20 protein-coding genes and 2 pseudogenes are annotated in these 16,301 nt (G+C 36.4%); 21 read left to right on the top strand and 1 reads right to left on the bottom strand.

Annotation, left to right across the window (positions count from 1 at the left end; translation table 11 throughout):
- Positions 1-10 precede the first annotated feature (10 nt).
- The 15 genes from SJW71_RS09005 (at position 11) to SJW71_RS09075 (ending at position 11,875) form a co-directional block, all read left to right on the top strand.
- Positions 11-568 (top strand): serine protease, encoded by a 558-nt coding sequence (locus SJW71_RS09005; protein ID WP_274793712.1) that lies wholly within the window; start codon positions 11-13, stop codon positions 566-568.
- 185 nt (positions 569-753) lie between these two features.
- The gene (locus tag SJW71_RS09010) at positions 754-1,161 is read left to right on the top strand and encodes a DUF4280 domain-containing protein (protein WP_259419288.1); all 408 of its coding nucleotides are present in this window, start codon (positions 754-756) and stop codon (positions 1,159-1,161) included.
- A gap of 102 nt (positions 1,162-1,263) precedes the next feature.
- On the top strand, positions 1,264-2,724 hold the full coding sequence (locus SJW71_RS09015; protein ID WP_322611556.1) for a contractile injection system protein, VgrG/Pvc8 family: 1,461 nt from the start codon (positions 1,264-1,266) through the stop codon (positions 2,722-2,724).
- Entirely contained in the window at positions 2,724-4,184 is a 1,461-nt protein-coding gene (locus SJW71_RS09020; RefSeq protein WP_431812016.1) for a hypothetical protein, read from the top strand. Before SJW71_RS09015 ends, SJW71_RS09020 begins: the two co-directional genes overlap by 1 nt.
- A 2-nt stretch (positions 4,185-4,186) precedes the next feature.
- Complete coding sequence (locus SJW71_RS09025) at positions 4,187-4,891, top strand: SMI1/KNR4 family protein (protein ID WP_431812017.1); 705 nt, start codon at positions 4,187-4,189, stop codon at positions 4,889-4,891.
- A 544-nt stretch (positions 4,892-5,435) separates the two neighbouring features.
- Positions 5,436-5,876 carry a hypothetical protein gene (locus SJW71_RS09030; protein WP_431812018.1) on the top strand — a complete coding sequence of 147 codons (441 nt, stop codon included), beginning with the start codon at positions 5,436-5,438 and terminating at the stop codon, positions 5,874-5,876.
- A gap of 22 nt (positions 5,877-5,898) precedes the next feature.
- Positions 5,899-6,231: a hypothetical protein gene (locus SJW71_RS09035; protein WP_431812019.1), complete on the top strand. Its 333-nt coding sequence runs from the start codon at positions 5,899-5,901 to the stop codon at positions 6,229-6,231.
- Between the two features lie 462 nt (positions 6,232-6,693).
- Positions 6,694-6,879 carry a hypothetical protein gene (locus tag SJW71_RS09040; RefSeq protein WP_431812020.1) on the top strand — a complete coding sequence of 62 codons (186 nt, stop codon included), beginning with the start codon at positions 6,694-6,696 and terminating at the stop codon, positions 6,877-6,879.
- Positions 6,879-7,994, top strand: coding sequence for a hypothetical protein (locus tag SJW71_RS09045; protein ID WP_431812021.1), 1,116 nt, complete (start codon positions 6,879-6,881; stop codon positions 7,992-7,994). The genes SJW71_RS09040 and SJW71_RS09045 overlap by 1 nt, the downstream gene beginning before the upstream one ends.
- A 17-nt stretch (positions 7,995-8,011) precedes the next feature.
- Entirely contained in the window at positions 8,012-8,371 is a 360-nt protein-coding gene (locus SJW71_RS09050; protein ID WP_274793708.1) for a hypothetical protein, read from the top strand.
- Positions 8,364-8,918, top strand: a complete 555-nt coding sequence (locus tag SJW71_RS09055) for an RNA 2'-phosphotransferase (RefSeq protein ID WP_274793707.1) — start codon at positions 8,364-8,366, stop codon at positions 8,916-8,918. Before SJW71_RS09050 ends, SJW71_RS09055 begins: the two co-directional genes overlap by 8 nt.
- A 641-nt stretch (positions 8,919-9,559) precedes the next feature.
- Positions 9,560-9,745: a hypothetical protein gene (locus SJW71_RS09060; RefSeq protein ID WP_322606736.1), complete on the top strand. Its 186-nt coding sequence runs from the start codon at positions 9,560-9,562 to the stop codon at positions 9,743-9,745.
- Positions 9,745-10,059: a hypothetical protein gene (locus SJW71_RS09065; protein WP_274793705.1), complete on the top strand. Its 315-nt coding sequence runs from the start codon at positions 9,745-9,747 to the stop codon at positions 10,057-10,059. Before SJW71_RS09060 ends, SJW71_RS09065 begins: the two co-directional genes overlap by 1 nt.
- Before the next feature lie 148 nt (positions 10,060-10,207).
- Complete coding sequence (locus tag SJW71_RS09070; RefSeq protein WP_431812022.1) at positions 10,208-11,167, top strand: deaminase domain-containing protein; 960 nt, start codon at positions 10,208-10,210, stop codon at positions 11,165-11,167.
- Between the two features lie 15 nt (positions 11,168-11,182).
- Complete coding sequence (locus tag SJW71_RS09075) at positions 11,183-11,875, top strand: Imm3 family immunity protein (protein ID WP_322606739.1); 693 nt, start codon at positions 11,183-11,185, stop codon at positions 11,873-11,875.
- Between the two features lie 482 nt (positions 11,876-12,357).
- Here SJW71_RS09075 and SJW71_RS09080 read toward each other — a convergent pair.
- Positions 12,358-12,483 (bottom strand): annotated as a pseudogene (locus SJW71_RS09080) (IS3 family transposase); the annotation flags it as partial.
- Positions 12,484-12,726: 243 nt separating this feature from the next.
- On the opposite strand from SJW71_RS09080, the gene SJW71_RS09085 reads away from it, so the two are divergent.
- From SJW71_RS09085 to cdiI, 6 genes and pseudogenes are all read left to right on the top strand, one after another.
- Positions 12,727-13,272, top strand: a complete 546-nt coding sequence (locus SJW71_RS09085; RefSeq protein WP_429978804.1) for a hypothetical protein — start codon at positions 12,727-12,729, stop codon at positions 13,270-13,272.
- Between the two features lie 10 nt (positions 13,273-13,282).
- The gene (locus tag SJW71_RS09090) at positions 13,283-13,744 is read left to right on the top strand and encodes an SUKH-3 domain-containing protein (RefSeq protein ID WP_259420522.1); all 462 of its coding nucleotides are present in this window, start codon (positions 13,283-13,285) and stop codon (positions 13,742-13,744) included.
- Positions 13,745-14,192: 448 nt separating this feature from the next.
- Positions 14,193-14,894: pseudogene (locus SJW71_RS09095) on the top strand (pre-toxin TG domain-containing protein); the annotation flags it as partial.
- A complete protein-coding gene (locus tag SJW71_RS09100; RefSeq protein ID WP_322605636.1) occupies positions 14,869-15,084 on the top strand; it encodes a hypothetical protein in 216 nt (71 codons plus the stop codon). The pseudogene SJW71_RS09095 and the gene SJW71_RS09100, both read left to right, overlap by 26 nt.
- Before the next feature lie 2 nt (positions 15,085-15,086).
- Positions 15,087-15,338 carry a hypothetical protein gene (locus SJW71_RS09105; RefSeq protein ID WP_322605635.1) on the top strand — a complete coding sequence of 84 codons (252 nt, stop codon included), beginning with the start codon at positions 15,087-15,089 and terminating at the stop codon, positions 15,336-15,338.
- 562 nt (positions 15,339-15,900) lie between these two features.
- Complete coding sequence (gene cdiI / locus SJW71_RS09110) at positions 15,901-16,293, top strand: ribonuclease toxin immunity protein CdiI (RefSeq protein WP_431812023.1); 393 nt, start codon at positions 15,901-15,903, stop codon at positions 16,291-16,293.
- Positions 16,294-16,301: the final 8 nt, after the last annotated feature.

Below are 16,301 nucleotides of genomic sequence, written 5' to 3' on the forward strand. Positions count from 1 at the left end.
GAGACGAAAGATGAACTATTTTATTCTATCTCAAGATGAACGTATCACAAATGCTGTGAAACCTGTTGGTATCGCCCAAGTGATTAAAAAAGAGCTATTAACAATTGAAAGAATGGAAGAATTAGAGGAACTTGAACGGCAATTTCCTGTATTAGAAAAAGGCGAGATGGTGTATACCGATCTCATAGAAAAGCCAATCATGCTTATTTCTGATGCTGTTAAACAATTAGTGGAAAAGTATGTCCCAAATATGCCATTTAAAGCAGTTGTTCTCACGGATATGCCTAAATTAATGCAAACCTTATATTGGCTGGTGATCCCACCAAAAGTGCGTTGTCTTTCCGCTCAAACGGAATTTCATCTTGATGGTACGTTGAAGAAGTTAGTCTTAGATGAGCAGTTGGCTGCTCCTTATCCATTCTTTCAAATCGAGGGCATTAAAGAACAGTTTATAGTGGTGAATATTGAATTAGCAGAGAGTATTCTACGCAGAGATTTTCGGGGAATACGATTACAAAAAATACAAACTGAAGGAAGATGGAACGACATTCTTTCTGTAGGAAAATAGATGAGGAGCTTGAAAAAGGATTAAAGCACATGATGGCAAGGTCCTTTTAGGTAATGTTAGTGAGAAAATAGTGAGATTAAAATTAGAGCAATTTAAAGAAAGAGTCGTCATGCATACGTTTTGCAGTTAAGTCTTATGTTTAGCAAAAGTGGTAACACCTTACGTATTGAAAGGATTGTTTTTCTATGTCAGAAGAAATGCAGACAAAGGGTGGCGACCAACGGAGTTATGTCGTAGCTGGTGCCAAATTATCCTGTTCGCAAGGAGATCAAACGAGTATTTTAAAAATGCCAGTTAGTCACGGTGTTTATACGAAAAATAAGGCGCAGATGAATACGATGGATTATAAGCCTTATGTCAATATTCAACCATTTGGGTTATGCCAGACATTAGCGAATCCTACTGTTGCGGCAGCTACAGCTGCCAATAATGGTGTCTTAAAGCCCATGCCCTGTACTCCTGTGATTACAATGCCCTGGATTAATGGGAAGGATGATCAATTAATTGAAAATCATCCAGCGTTAGTTAGTCAATCGATTAATATGTGTATGTATTGTGGAACGATAAAAGTAGAAGATGATGGGCAAGAATGAGCGATTGTCCCCTGAGGAAAGAAGGGAATTCATGTGAACACATACGAGGAAGTAATCGGATACGGTGAGCTTGAACTCGTATCCCCCTATGAAATCCAGACATTGCATAATCTCACGTTGACACAAACAGTGAATGACCATGCAAGATTAGCAATAACCGGATTTATCCCTGCGGAAAAGAAAGATAGTTGTATGCAGCTTGCCAGTACGACAGATCGAATAGAGGTCTATCAAAAACATAACGGACAACGGCTGCATGCGCTTTTTAAAGGACAGGTAACAGAAATTGCTATACGAATGACAAGGGGAGTATATCAAATTGAATTAGAGGCTGTTTCATCTACATTCACCTTGGATTGTAAAAAAAAATACCGCTCCTTTCAGCATCATAAAATGACTTATCAGGCGATGATAAAAAAGGTGCTAGAAGATTATTCAGGTGCAGATGTTATTGATACTGTATCGAAAGCTACTCCTCTTAAGCAATTTATATTACAATATAAGGAGACGGATTGGCAATTTTTACAACGAATGGCCTCCCATTTTCGTGCCGTATTAGTCGCTGCAGTGGATGCTGATAAGCCGAAGTTTTGGTTTGGCCTACCAGAAGGGCGAATGGAAAAGCTTTCCGTGGCAAATTATACGATCTTAAAAGATCGCTCTAAGTTTTTACATAGTAAGTACAATGACATCGAGCAGCCAATTGAAGAGCGGGATACAGTTGCCTATGTGATAGAATCTAGAAAAACATTGAAACTGGGTGATCGCGTTTTGCTCCAGGGCAAGGAGCTTGTAGTAGCTAAGTCTATCGCCCGCATGAAGCAAGGCATCCTTACCTATGAGTATCATCTGCTGTTCGAAAAAGCCATACGTCAAGATAGGCGCAGTATTCCGTTCCTACCAGGCACAGCGATTGAAGGAAAGGTATTAGAGGTCAAAAAGGATCAGGTTCGAGTCCACCTCAGTATAGATGAGGCACAAAAAAAGGAAGAAGCTACGTGGTTCCCACTGGCTACGCCTTATACGGCAGAGGGACATAGTGGCTTTTACAGCCCGCCAGAGGAAGGAGATAGCGTCCACCTAACCTTCCCAACACATCGAGAGGAAGCAGCGGTTGTTCGTCATAGTGTACGAAAGGGCGGCGAGTCCAACCCGAAAACAGCTGATCCCAAAACGTCTTACTGGGGTACGCCGAAAGGGAAGGAAATGAAGCTAGACCCACAGTCCGTGACATTTACCGCCAAGGAGGGCGCCGTCTTTCTACAGCTCCATCAGAACAGCGGCATCACTGTGCATAGTAAGCCATCCTTGCTGGTCAAAGCCAACGACACGATCACCTTTGCCGGAAAACGTGTGTCCATGAGTGCAGCGGAGTCGATGCGTTTCACATGCGGCTCAAGCAGTCTTGTATTTGATGGCAATACCGATATTCAGGGACAGATAGTGACGATGGATGGCTCCATTAAAGCCCCTGTATCTGTCGCTGCGCAAGAAGAGGAAACAGACCTGGAGGCAGCCCTAGACGTCATGGGGATGATCCCTGTTGGTGGGGGTGATGCCTAATGGGTCTATTAGGATTAGCAGGAAGCTTACTAGGAATGATTCCGAAAGTAGGCTCCCCAAGTGGAAAGAAAAAAGGAAAGAGCGGCGGGTCAAAAGGAAAGAGCACTAAGAAATCCTCCAAAAAGAAGAGCACTACGAAGAAAAAACAACGGAAGTCCAATAAAAAGAAGAAAAAGAAAAAACGCAAGAAGAAAAAGAAGAAGTGGGGTAAATTCTTTACCAAGGCACGGAAGCTAAAAAATAGTTTATCCAAGAGTAAATTGGTTAAACGGGCGAAAAAGGCAATTAAAAAAGCTGTTCTGACCACGAAAAAGGTTGTGAAAAAAACAAAGGCTGCCGTGTCGAAGGCCAAGCAACAGGTAAAGACCGCTGTCAAACAGACGAAGCAGGTCGTCAAAAAACAAGTACTACCAGCGATGAAAAAAGCTGCACAAGCAACGACCAAAGCTGTGAAAAATGCTGTAAAACCTAAAAATCTGTTAAATACGCTCCAAACGGGCTTAGATATAGTCGGGATGGTCCCCGTTGTAGGAGAAGTAGCAGATGGCGTGAATGGTATTATTTATGCGGCAAGAGGTGACAAGGTCAATGCGGCTCTCTCCTTTGGCGCTATGATTCCAGTAGTGGGTAATGCGGCAACAGCAGGTAAATGGGTCAATAAAGGTGCGAAGGCAGCGAAGGGTATCAGTGAAAGTGCTCAAAAAGCGAATAAAGGTCTTTTAGGCAATGTAAAAGAAAAAGTCAACAAGCAAGTAGCGAACGCCAAAACACAGATCCAAGCCAGAGTAGACGAAGTAAAACAACAGCTGCGTCAACTAGGAGCACCGCAAATGGAGTTGGCAGGTGTGAACGTTGGAAGGATTTCGGATACAGGAACGGTTGGAAAAAATACGTCCTCCTCGAGTCCGAAGCCATCTAATTCCCAACCACCACAAAATAGCTCGAATAAAAAGCCTGCTGAGAATAAGGATGCGAGCCAAATTGGTACCTCACCTCGATATGGTGATAGGCAAATATCAGACGAAGAATATGATATGTTAAGAGGACAGACGCCAACACAAAAATTGAGAGATAAAGTAAATGAAGGACACGATAAAAAAACAGTAACCAAAGATCAAGTCCTTCCTGGAAAAACATTTAAGGGTGCATTGGAAGCTGATCATATTGTTTCGATGGATAGAATTGCTAGGATGGATGGTTTCGGTAATTTAACAAACTCCCAGAAATTAGATATTTTAAATAATTCAGAAAATTTTGTGGGGTTAAGTAAATCTGCCAATACTTCTAAGCAGTCTAAATCGTATGAAGAGTGGACACATTATAAGAAAGGGAAACCAGGAGAAATAGAGGTAAATCCTGAATTTAGGGAAAAAATGATTGTCAAAGAAAAAGAGCTTGAAAGAAAGATACAGAAACAGATAGATGATTTTAATGAGTTAAATAAAAAAGGAGATGACTAGAGATGAACCAAAAACTTACTTATTTAAAAAAGTACAATGAAAATGTTCGCATATTAACAATTGATCAAATTGAAAAACTTGAGGATAATGAAATACCAATTGAATGGAAAAAAATCTTTTATAATGACGATATCAAAAAAAGAATTAATTTATTTATGAAAATTTGGGAAAAAAATATAGGGATTGAACTACGGAACACGATCTCTTATCTAAACGAATATCTTACAAATATTGAAATAATCGATATGGAAGGAGAATATTCAGTTTTATACACTATAAGAAATTCAAAAGGAGACATATTATATTACGAAGGGCGTAATCCTCAAAAGAGACAAAAAAACATAGAATTAGAGAAATCGTGGAGTAAAATACCTTCTTCGATTCAAAAATTTTATGAAAATGTTCACGATGGTTTTTATTATTATGCGAGTGAGTCGATGGGCTTAGTTCCACTAGAATCAGTAACATACCTTGGTGATGAAGATATTGAATGGAGTATTATTGATGATTTAGAAGAACCGATAAAAATTAACCTAGATTCATCTTTTGGCTTTTTCACTAACGGTATGGGAAGCTATATAGCGATAGATTATACAAATTGTGTTGATAATAATGCAACCTTTTGGTCTGCGAAATTAAAGCCAAAATATAATATAAATTTTTGGAGTTATGTAGATGAATGGATTGTAATTGGATTTGAAAATTAACTCTGTAAAGGTATTCTTATTTTAAAAGAATAAAAGCAAGATTTTTTAGAACCTAAAAATATTGTTAGGAAAATTACTTAAAGCACTTGATGTATAACATTCAACAAGTGCTTTTCGTGTTTTCACATTCGCGATAAATTACCCTCAAAAGAATTATAGTAACGTTGCAATATTGGATGTAAATATTTCTGGGCTTAAGCCATAATTTAAAGCGCACAGTAGGACAAAAGAGCAGATAAAGCACTCGATTCTCCATATGATTTTGCAAATTATCTAACTCTAGGTGCAGTAGATGGTATTTGGTCTGGAGCCAAAGGTAGAGCAGATAAGATGCTCGATTCACCTTCTGATTTTTTCAATTATGCAACATTTGGTTTCACAGGGATGGTCCAAGGTGCGGTGAATCCAAAAGACCCATTATCGAAAGAACATTGGTAGTTTTGGCGTAGCCACGTCAGTGTTAGGGGTTAAAGGAGCGTCAAGTACAAAAACAACTGGAGTATCAAGTGGTAAGTCTACTAGCAGTTCGAGTAGTAGTAATAAGGTGAAAAGTGAATATGCTGATGTTTTTAGAAAAAACCCAGCTGATCCATTAAAAGAAATTCTAGGACCAGGTAAACAATCTCATTATAAAGAATGGAATAAAATAATTAATGAAATAGAATCTCAAGGTGTCGAGATTGTTTATAAAGATGGTGTTATGGCTTACTCTCCAAGCAGTGGGAAACCAGGTCAATTGGTGATAGATGAAAATTCTTCCATTGGTGCTTTGATTCATGAATATACACATTATTTAGATGATAAGAAACAAGGTTTTCCTGGTATGAGTTATCATTTCCAAACTAAAAACCGTGTTAAGATGGAATTAAATGCATATATGAGAGAAGTAGAATTTGCAGAAAAGATTGGACGTAGAGATATTGCGAATATGCTTTTTGAAAATTACATTCAAGAAAGATCTTTGTTGACGAATCACTTAAAATGATAAAAGAAGTGAGTTGATAAATTTGAATATTTTAGAGAAAATCGATAATGGAAATTGTGCAGTTGAAGAGTTGATAGAACTACTTGGTGAAAAGAATCCAATAATATTATATCATGTAATGATTGCTATTGGTAAATATGAGATATTTAATAAAGATATAATTAAAACACTAAATGAATTGTCCTTTAAAAGAGAGTCTAAAGATAAGTTGATAGGATATTATAAAATTGGTGATTTAGCTATGGTGACGTTAAAAAAAATTGGATTTAATCTAGAAGTTATCCCTACTTATCAAAAAATTGATGATTTTGAGCAAGGAATGATATTAAAATTATATAGTGAGATAGATTGGTGAAATATTGAATTTTAGAATAAGTGCAAATGCACAAATGTTAAATAATGTTTCAGATTGTTGATACAAACTTACCCTGATTTAACAGCCTTATGAGAATATTCATAGAAATAATATATTTAATCTGAAACTAGTAATAAAGATGTAACCAAAGTGTTTAAAATTATTAGATGGTATATTTAACTAAACAGCTCAGGTGCCATTTTAAATGTGGTTGTGAGCTGTTTATTTTTATTATAAATACTTATAAATAGATAAAATATATCGTTATTTTGTCAAAAAGGATCAAGTAAGAATCCATCTCAGCATTGATGAGTGACATTTACCGCCAAGGAGGGTGCTGTCTTTCTACAGCTTCATCAGGACAGCGGCATCACTGTGCATAGTAAGCCATCCTTGCTGGTCAAAGCCAACGACACGATCACCTTTGCCGGAAAACGTGTGTCCATGAGTGCAGCGGAGTCGATGCGTTTCACATGCGGCTCAAGCAGTATTGTATTTGATGGCAATACCGATATTCAGGGACAGGTAGTGACGATGGATGGCTCCATTAAAGCCCCTGTTTCCGTCGCTGCGCAAGAAGAGGAAACAGACCTGGAGGCAGCCCTAGACGTCATGGGGATGATCCCTGTTGGTGGGGGTGATGCTTAATGGGTCTATTAGGATTAGCAGGAAGCTTACTAGGGATGATTCCGAAAGTAGGCTCCCCAAGTGGAAAGAAAAAAGGAAAGAGCGGCGGGTCAAAAGGAAAGAGCACTAAGAAATCCTCCAAAAAGAAGAGCACTACGAAGAAAAAACAACGGAAGTCCAATAAAAAGAAGAAAAAGAAAAAACGCAAGAAGAAAAAGAAGAAGTGGGGTAAATTCTTTACCAAGGCACGGAAGCTCTATAAAACGAATTCAGCTGCAAAAGCGGTGATAAAGGACATCAAAAAACCAGTTGTCAAGTCACTTAATAGCTTCAAAGAAATCGGCAAAGATTTCAAAAGTGGTCTGGACAAAAGAGCAGATAAAGCACTCGATTCTCCATATGATTTTGCAAATTATCTAACTCTAGGTGCAGTAGATGGTATTTGGTCTGGAGCCAAAGGTAGAGCAGATAAGATGCTCGATTCACCTTCTGATTTTTTCAATTATGCAACATTTGGTTTCACGGGGATGGTCCAAGGTGCGGTGAATCCAAAAGACCCATTATCGAAAGAACATTGGTTAGATAGTTTTGGCGTAGCCACGTCAGTGTTAGGGGTTAAAGGAGCATCAAGTACAAAACCAACAGGAGTATCAAGTGGTAAGTCTACTAGTAGTTCGAGTAGTAAGGTTACTAGTAAGATTGATCATGTAGAAGAAACAGGACCACAACAAAATAAGATTCCTAGTAAAGATGTTTCTTTCAAGGTAAAAAGTATGGATCCTTCACAAATTAGATTTAGTCAAACTTCAGTAAATGGATCAGAGGCAATAATAAATAGCATGAAAGCCAATGGATGGAAAGGTGATCCTATTGATGTTGTAAAAATGCCAGACGGGAATTATACTACTATTGATAATACTAGAGTGGCAGCAGCTCGAGAAGTCGGTATTAATGTTGAAGCTATCATAAGAGATTGTAATGAACCTTTACCTTCTAACATGATCGATAGGTTCACAACCAAAAAAGGTGTGCCTGAAACTTGGGGTGAAGCCTTAGAGTTACGTGTTCAAAAACAAAAGGCGAGTTTTAGAAATGATAATCCAATGGGATCATATCAATTAGAGAAAATGAAATAGGAAGAAGTGAATATAAATTGACAACATACCATATAACTTCAGATATTTTTGAATATCCAAATTCTTATAATAAAATTGTAGAATTAAATTTAGTTGATTTCGATTTGTGGTATTTAATGGAATCTGGACAAGCGACCAGAAGATATTTTGATTTAAAAGAGAGATATCCTAATAGGAAATTAGTGCCTTTCGCTAGACAGGATTATAATGATGATATTGCGTGTTTTGAAATAGGAAAGGGAAGTAGAGTTCAATTAATACATGATTTTACTACTGAGGGGTTTGAACAAAAACATGAATTTGAAGATTTTTGGGCATGGTTGGAGTTTGCTATAAAAGAAATGGTTTTTTATAACAGGAGTGAAGAGGTTGAATGAACAAGAATATTATATTGAATTAAGCAAAGAAATTTCTTATGCTTTACGTCATGTACCTTGGAAATATGAATTAGAATTAGATGAAGAAGGTTGGGTACCGGTTGATCAACTATTGTCAGTTCTTAATCAATCAAAAAAATGGGTTAATACAACATTAGAAGATGTGCAACAAATGATTTTGTTATCTAAGAAAAAGCGCCATGAATTATTAGGAAATAAAATTAGAGCTCTATATGGACACTCTACTCATAACAAAATTATTAAAAAGGAAGTTGTACCACCTAAACGATTATTCCATGGAACTTCCCCAGAATTTATGAGTTTCATTAACGAAAAAGGTTTATTACCCATGTCTAGGCAATATGTCCATTTATCGGAAGATATTGAAACTGCTCACATGGTTGGCAAACGCAAGGCTTTTGAACCGATTATATTAATCGTCAATACTGAGGAATCTAGAAAAAAGGGAATTAAGTTTTATTTAGGGAATGAAAAAGTATGGCTTTCTGATTATATACCTATTGAATTTATTTCTGTTAAAAAATAAACTAGAAATTTAAAAGGAGTCAATAGCTAACATAATTAAAGTGGCTATTGACATTTTTATATTTTTCTAAAAAATTCTTCACTTGGTGACACTGTAAACAGCTTCGTTTTGAGGTTGTGAAGAGTAGTATTCTAATTTTGAAGACCAGATAAAAATTTGCCACAGTTTCTTAATGCGTAAAAATATGCCTTGATAGATAAATTTTCTATCGGGGGGTTTTTTTTATTTATCCATTATAAGAAATAAGTGCCTTGTACACTCATTTAAGAAGATACCTGGTTCCCTTATACCGCAGAAAGACATAGCTGCTTTTACAGCCCGCCAGAGGAAGGAGATAGCGTCCACCTAACCTTCCCGACACATCGTGAGGAAGCAGCGGTTGTTCGTCATAGTGTACGAAAGGGTGGCGAGTCCAACCCGAAAACAGCTGATCCCAAAACGTCTTACTGGGGTACACCGAAAGGGAAGGAAATGAAGCTAGACCCACAGTCCGTCACATTTACCGCCAAGGAGGGTGCCGTCTTTCTGCAGCTCCATCAGGATAGCGGCATCACTGTGCATAGTAAACCACCCTTGCTGGTCAAGCCAACGACACGATCACCTTTGCCGGAAAACGTGTGTCCATGAGTGCAGCGGAGTCCATGCGTTTCACATGCGGCTCAAGCAGTCTAGTGTTTGATGGCAATACCGATATTCAGGGACAAGTAGTGACGATGGATGGCTCCATTAAAGCCCCTGTTTCCGTCGCTCCGCAAGAAGAGGAAGCAGAGCTGGAGGCAGCCCTAGACGTCATGGGGATGATCCCTGTTGGTGGGGGTGATGCCTAATGGGTCTATTAGGATTAGCAGGAAGTTTACTAGGGATGATCCCGAAAGTAGGCTCCCCAAGTGGAAAGAAAAAAGGAAAGAGCGGCGGGTCGAAAGGAAAAAGCGCTAAGAAATCCTCCAAAAAGAAGAGCTCCACGAAGAAAAAACAACGGAAGTCCAATAAAAAGAAGAAAAAGAAAAAACGCAAGAAGAAAAAGAAGAAGTGGGGTAAATTCTTTACCAAGGCACGGAAGCTCTATAATAAACTAAGCAAAAGTAAAATAGCGAAGCAATTTAAGAAAGAAAGTAGTAAAATGAGCTGTCCTAGCGGGTAAGAAAACCTATAAACAAGCAGTAAACAAAACGAAAGCCGTTTATAACCAGACAAAGCAAGCAGTAAAGGAAGTAAAAGTAGCCGCAAAAGAAGCTGTTAAAGTCTATAAGTCGTTAGATAAAATGGAGCCACTCAAAATAAACAAGGACATGTCTACCAAAGAAAAAATCTTACGGACAGGGTTTAACATGAGCCTCCAACAAGCACAAAAATCTAAAGGCAAGTTCGATGCAACTGTAGATGTAGCTAAAAACACCTACAATGATGTGAAAAAATTAGTAACTGATCCGATAGGCGTACTAAAAGAAACGAAAGACAATTTGAAAAATTTTGCTTCCCATCCACTGGCAACCGTAAAAACTATGGCGGGTTCAGTAAAAGACTCTTTTGAAAAAGATGTTATTCATGGTAATGACTACTCACGAGCATACTGGGGAACAAAAGCAACCATAAATACAGCTACAGCAGTTGTTGGTACAAAGGGTGTTGGAACACTAACAAAAATAGGGAAGACTTCGACTGGAGTAACAAGTGGTAAGTCTACTAGCAGTTCGAGTAGTAGTAAGGGTACGGATAATAATTCTAAAAATAATGGACAAAATACATCGGGAACTGAAAAAAGATTTCCAACTAAACAAATTAATCCCATAAAAGACCAACATATTATTGATAAAGTAGCAGAAGCAAGAGGAGCATTATCTAATAGGTATAAAAAACAAGGTAATTTTGCTTATGCAGAAGTAGATATTGTAGGAATCAATAAAAAAGATTTCTATGCACATAGTGGAATTCATGATGCTACAAAAAAAATACCTGGGGCTGAAGATTTCTCTTTTAAACCTAATAAACCAACATTTGAAGCTACAAAAGCGTATGATAATGGAGGAAACAATTATTTAAGGGACGGGGATACCGAGTATAAAATTTTAAATGATTTAGCAGAGAGAGTTGGAGATAATTATAAGGCAAAAGGCAAAATAAAATTATTTACTGAAAAAGATACATGTGATAGTTGTAATCTTATTATTCAACAATTTAATGATAAATATCCTGATATTACCATAGAAGTGATTCATAATGCTGATGAAATGATTTTACCTAACAAATAATGGAGGTTTATAGAAGTGGAATTTACTTATCAAGAATACAATGAGTATATAAATGAAACTTATAAGGAATTTAAAGAAGAAAAAATGAGTAATAAAGAAGCAATAGCAAGAACATATAATGAGTATGATATGGTCGCCAAGAAAAGTGAAACAGATAAAGGAATAGTTTATATAGAACTTGCAGAAATTTTAATTACTCATTTAAAAGCAATGTATACATTCAAGAGTTATATTGAAAATGTGTTGATTGAATTAGATTTTAATTTAATTAAACTTGAAAAGGCTTTATCTCAGGAAGAGTATAATGACCTGTTTTCACGTAGAGTACATGTTTTACAAGAATTAGAAAAAATGCCTCTTGATTACTATCAAACGGTTTGTTGGTATTATGAAGAATTAATAGAGGAAGTTCAAAAGTATATTAGCAATTTTATAGAAGAAAACAAAAATACGGACACTATAGTCACTGATGTATTACAACGATTTGAACGAGATTGTAAAAACACAAAAAGTGAAAAGTATATCATCTATACAACACTTGCTGAAAATCTGTGTAATCAAGGATTAAAATCTGTAAATGGTATTGAAGATATAAAGAATGAGTTGCAAACATTTCAAGTTTATGATATATCTAACGAGCAATTAACTGAAGATGAACAAGAGAAATTAGCAAATCGAATTAAAAATGTTTTAACTAGGCTAAAATGAAACGATTTAAAAGATACTTATCTAAAACAAAACTATTTTGAGAGTCCTAGTCCTATAATTATGATGAATAAGAGATTTCTTGCAAATGAAAATTATATTGGTTTCTATAGTTCTAGCTCATTAATAATAATTTGTTAATAAAATAAAACCACCATGCTTAAAATCGACATGTTATGACGGCAATATTCAAAGGTTACCCAACAATATAAAGCGTAATAAGTAAGCCGAAATGACATTTTACAAAGCGAGGGGAAAAAGTAAAATGCGGATGAAACTGACAACGTTCGTGGCGTTAAACAAGAACACAAATAAACAGGTACTAATATACCCTGAATTAACCAAACACCGTGAACGAGGAATAATAAAAGACCGTATACGATTTTATTCATAATTACGATTGAAAAAGTCGCTTCTAATAACTGATCTGATCCTAAAAAGTTAGACATATTTAGTTAAGCAACTTCTAAGACCAGAGTTCGGCACTACACCGGGCTTAGGTCTTTTAATTTTGCCTTCATTCGTTTGTGATTGTAATAGTGAATATAGTCTTGGAGTTCCTGTTCAAAATTTGCCATGGATTCAAATTCTAGTAGATACAGGAGTTTAGATCAAACAATTGTCCTTATGGGACATACAAGAAAAAAGGAATGAGCGCTAGGAAATCCTAAAAAGCCACGAAGAAAAAACAAAGGAAATCCAATAAAAAGAAGAAAAAACGCAAGAAGAAAAAGAAGAAGTGGGGTAAATTCTTTACCAAGGCACGGAAGTTAAAAAATAGTTTATCCAAGAGTAAATTGGTTAAACGGGCGAAAAAGGCAATTAAAAAAGCTGTCCTGACCACGAAAAAGGTTGTGAAAAAAACAAAGGCGGCTGTTTCGAAAGCCAAGCAACAGGTAAAGGCCGCTGTCAAACAGACGAAGCAGGTCGTAGCTGTAGCAAGGAAAAAACTTGAGCAAGAACGAGCAGAACTTATTAATGGTAAATATATTGATCCAAATACAAATGAAATCTATATTCCACATGTTATTACTGCTGCTGTTGATATGAAAGCTGGAAAAACCTATATTGGTTATAATGGTGTCGGCACAGATTTAAGAACAGGGAATCCTAGATTTAATCCGACAGCATCGGATTTACTCGATGATACTAAAAAATTGGTGGAAAAAACTAAACAGAGAGCGATGGAAAAGGAAGGGAAAAATAGTTTTGAGAGATGGGAAGTAGAAAACTGTGCGGAAATTCAAGCAGTAAATCAAGCTTTTAAGGAGGGTGCAAAGCTTGAAGATATTCTCTTGAGCACCATCTCTTCAAAGGATGGTAAATATAAGGAGATGTGTAGGAATTGTAGTGTGACATTTGAGGAGTTTATTGTTGATATACCATTTGGTAAAAAGTGAGGTATTTATTATGGAAAGACTATCAATAAAAACAGAAAAAGTATTAAAACAATCGGGGTGGAACCCAAACCGAAAAATAGATATTAATTCACAGGTGAAATATTTGGAAAATAAAGGGTATGTGGTTTTCGATTGTGTAAAAGAAGCACTTGAGCAATTTGGTGAATTAAAATGTATATATGAAAATGATGGAAAATCGGAGAGTTTTGTGATAGAACCGAAAGAAGGGCTGGGGGATTTAGACAGAAGGCATTATAAAAGATATGAAGTTATAATAGGTAATGATTTGGTTGTCATTGGTACTGCCTTTAGAGATAATGCAGTGTTGTATATGTCTAAGCAAGGGGAGGTATATGCAGTACTAGATGATTACTATATTTGGAAAGTTGGGTGTGGAATATATGAAGCTCTTAACAATTTATGTGAAGGAAGAGAGTTAAAAGTAATACATGAAGAGCATTTAAAAAATTAAGGTGATAAGTATTACTTAGTGCAGAATGAAATCATTAATTATGTATAGCTCATTTAATATAACTATAAAGACTTCGCCAGTTTATTTGTACGTATATAAATGCGTGAATTTTTCATCTGAATAACAGTATTCCATTACAACAAACAGGTCGATTATGGTTAGATAATTCCATGATAGACCTGTTTTTTACTATTTTTGTTTAGTTTTAAAGACACGAAAGAGGTTGGTGGAGCAGTTATCACAGAATTTGTGAAATTGGAAACGAAAGTAGCAAAATAAAAAAGGGGAATTGGAAGAGATTGTTTTGGCAATGAAGAAGTAATATTAGACTATGAAAATTTATTTATATTTTTAAAAGAAATAACTGGAGAGTATAGGGCGAAACATTTAGACAACGAGTTAGATAAGGAGGATCTAGAAAAGAGTTGCTTCCACCGTTGTTAGTAATGGCAAGGCCCTATATGAATCTGCCACAGGCAAAGACCCGATCACAGGTCGCAAGCTAAGCAAGGCAGAGCGAGCCATCTCCGCCGCTGCAGTAATTGGAGGACTCGCAGTCAAAGGGCTGAAGCATGGTGGAAAAGCGGTGATAAAAATCGCCACGAAGGGCGAGAAGGGCAGCGCTATCGTAGCAAGTACAACGAAAGCGGTAACGAAGCTAGCGGAGAAAGGCAAGCAGCTCACAACGAAAGTGGCAGCCAAGGCGAAGGAATTCAAAAAACAAGTCAATACAGCCATCGCCCAAGCGAAGCAAAATGGACGCAAGCAGCTCGACCATCTACAAAGTGCCTTACAAGGCAATAGACAAAATGATTTCGCACTGGCAGGCGGTGGGAAGCTAGTTACCCAGACGACGAGGAAAGAGAAGCCTACTGATACCTTGGTACAGGCAAGTTCTGGGAAAGGGTCGAGTTCAACTAAGGGTACGGGTAAAGTTCAAACTGGTGGTAGAGAACTTTCGGTAGATGAATATTTAAAACGACTTGATGAAGCGGATGATATGTACGAATCCTTTAGAAAATCCAAAACGGATGTAAATTCTATTGCTAAAAATACAGGAATGAACGAACAAAGGGTACAAAGAATCAAAGATCATTTATTGTTCAAAGAGCACATTAAAGAACATGGAGGATGGAGTTGGACGTTTTGATTCAGATTATGAAATTGCACAAGCATGGGATAGGCTCCAAAAAGGGACCCACAAAAAGAATGATATTGATTTATTAAATCATGAACTTTTTGAGTCAAGATTTGAAGGGATATTTAAAACGGACTATAGGACGGCCCATGATAAAACAGTAGAGTCTGGGCGTCCGTGGCATCCACCAGAGGAGGAATAAAATTGGCTTCATACGTTTTATTACTAAAAGAATATGAAGATAATGAAACTGTAGTTTACAGATTCGGACCTAATGAAAATATTATGGGGAAAATTGAGTTAAATAAATTAACTAGAAAATTTTCAGAGTTAGAAGTTATCCCAGATAACAATTTTCCATCCAAGTTTTATTATGATAGAGCTGCTCAAAGATTGGCAGTTTGCCTAGTAAAAGAAGGTGGTGTATTCCCTGATAGAACCGCTTTCGAATCATAGTAACTTAAAATTACCTTGATTGGCTAAATGCCTTTCAAGGTTTTTTACTTTAATTATATTAAATCACTGATATTTGAGGGAGACAACAAGAAAAAATAATTTGTTTGAGAATCGCGAGCTCATGAAGGAAGTACCATTATGAAGTTTGATTTTACAAGTAGGATAGAGTGACAAGATTGAATGGTTAACAAACTAACGAGAATGACAAAGCTCGTGGTTAATTGTATACAGTTAACACTCCAGACGGCCTATTTCCTTATGTGATGCAAAATGTCATACTCCTGTTTATTGAGGATTATTTCAAAATTGTCTGATGCAAGGCGGCCAATTAAAGAAAATTTTAATGCAGCACTCTCATTAATTACCCTGTTAGGAAAGTGAAAAAGGGCGAAGAAGCATTCGAAACCGTACGAAATATGGAAAAGGTAATAAAAGAAACCTATGATTTTTCCAATAATAGTAAAAAAGAGGAAGAGATGCTAAGTCTACCTAATTACCGGAGAAGTTAGGTAATTTATCCCCTGTAATTCCAAAATAATGATAGGAGAGTAGGTTAATAAATATGGATGATGAAATTTATTATGTGAAAGACAAGCAAGAAAAAATTGAAAATATGGAGGCTTATTATAGAATTTTAGGCTATGGATATTTTTTAGAGACACTAAATGAGTTTAAAAATGGTAAAGGATTTGGTATTGGTTATACTAGTTGTTATTTTGCGACTGAATGCACTCCTAATGATGAAGAGTATTTTGGAGATACTGGAGTGAATTTTACAACAATTCCTCCAGTAACTAACACTGAAGTTTATTCAATTGTGGTTTATGAAACGTTTTTCGAGTATTTACTTAAAGTGGCTAGGGAATACCTATCCATATATCCTCAAAATAAATTAATTGTTGAGGAGAGCTTAACTCAAATTCAAAAGAGATTCGATATTGAAATAAAGAAGTAAACAAAGGT

Origin of the sequence: Lysinibacillus sp. FW12, from assembly GCF_050817245.1 — a bacterium.
In the GTDB taxonomy this organism is placed as follows: Bacteria; Bacillota; Bacilli; order Bacillales_A; family Planococcaceae; genus Lysinibacillus; species Lysinibacillus irui.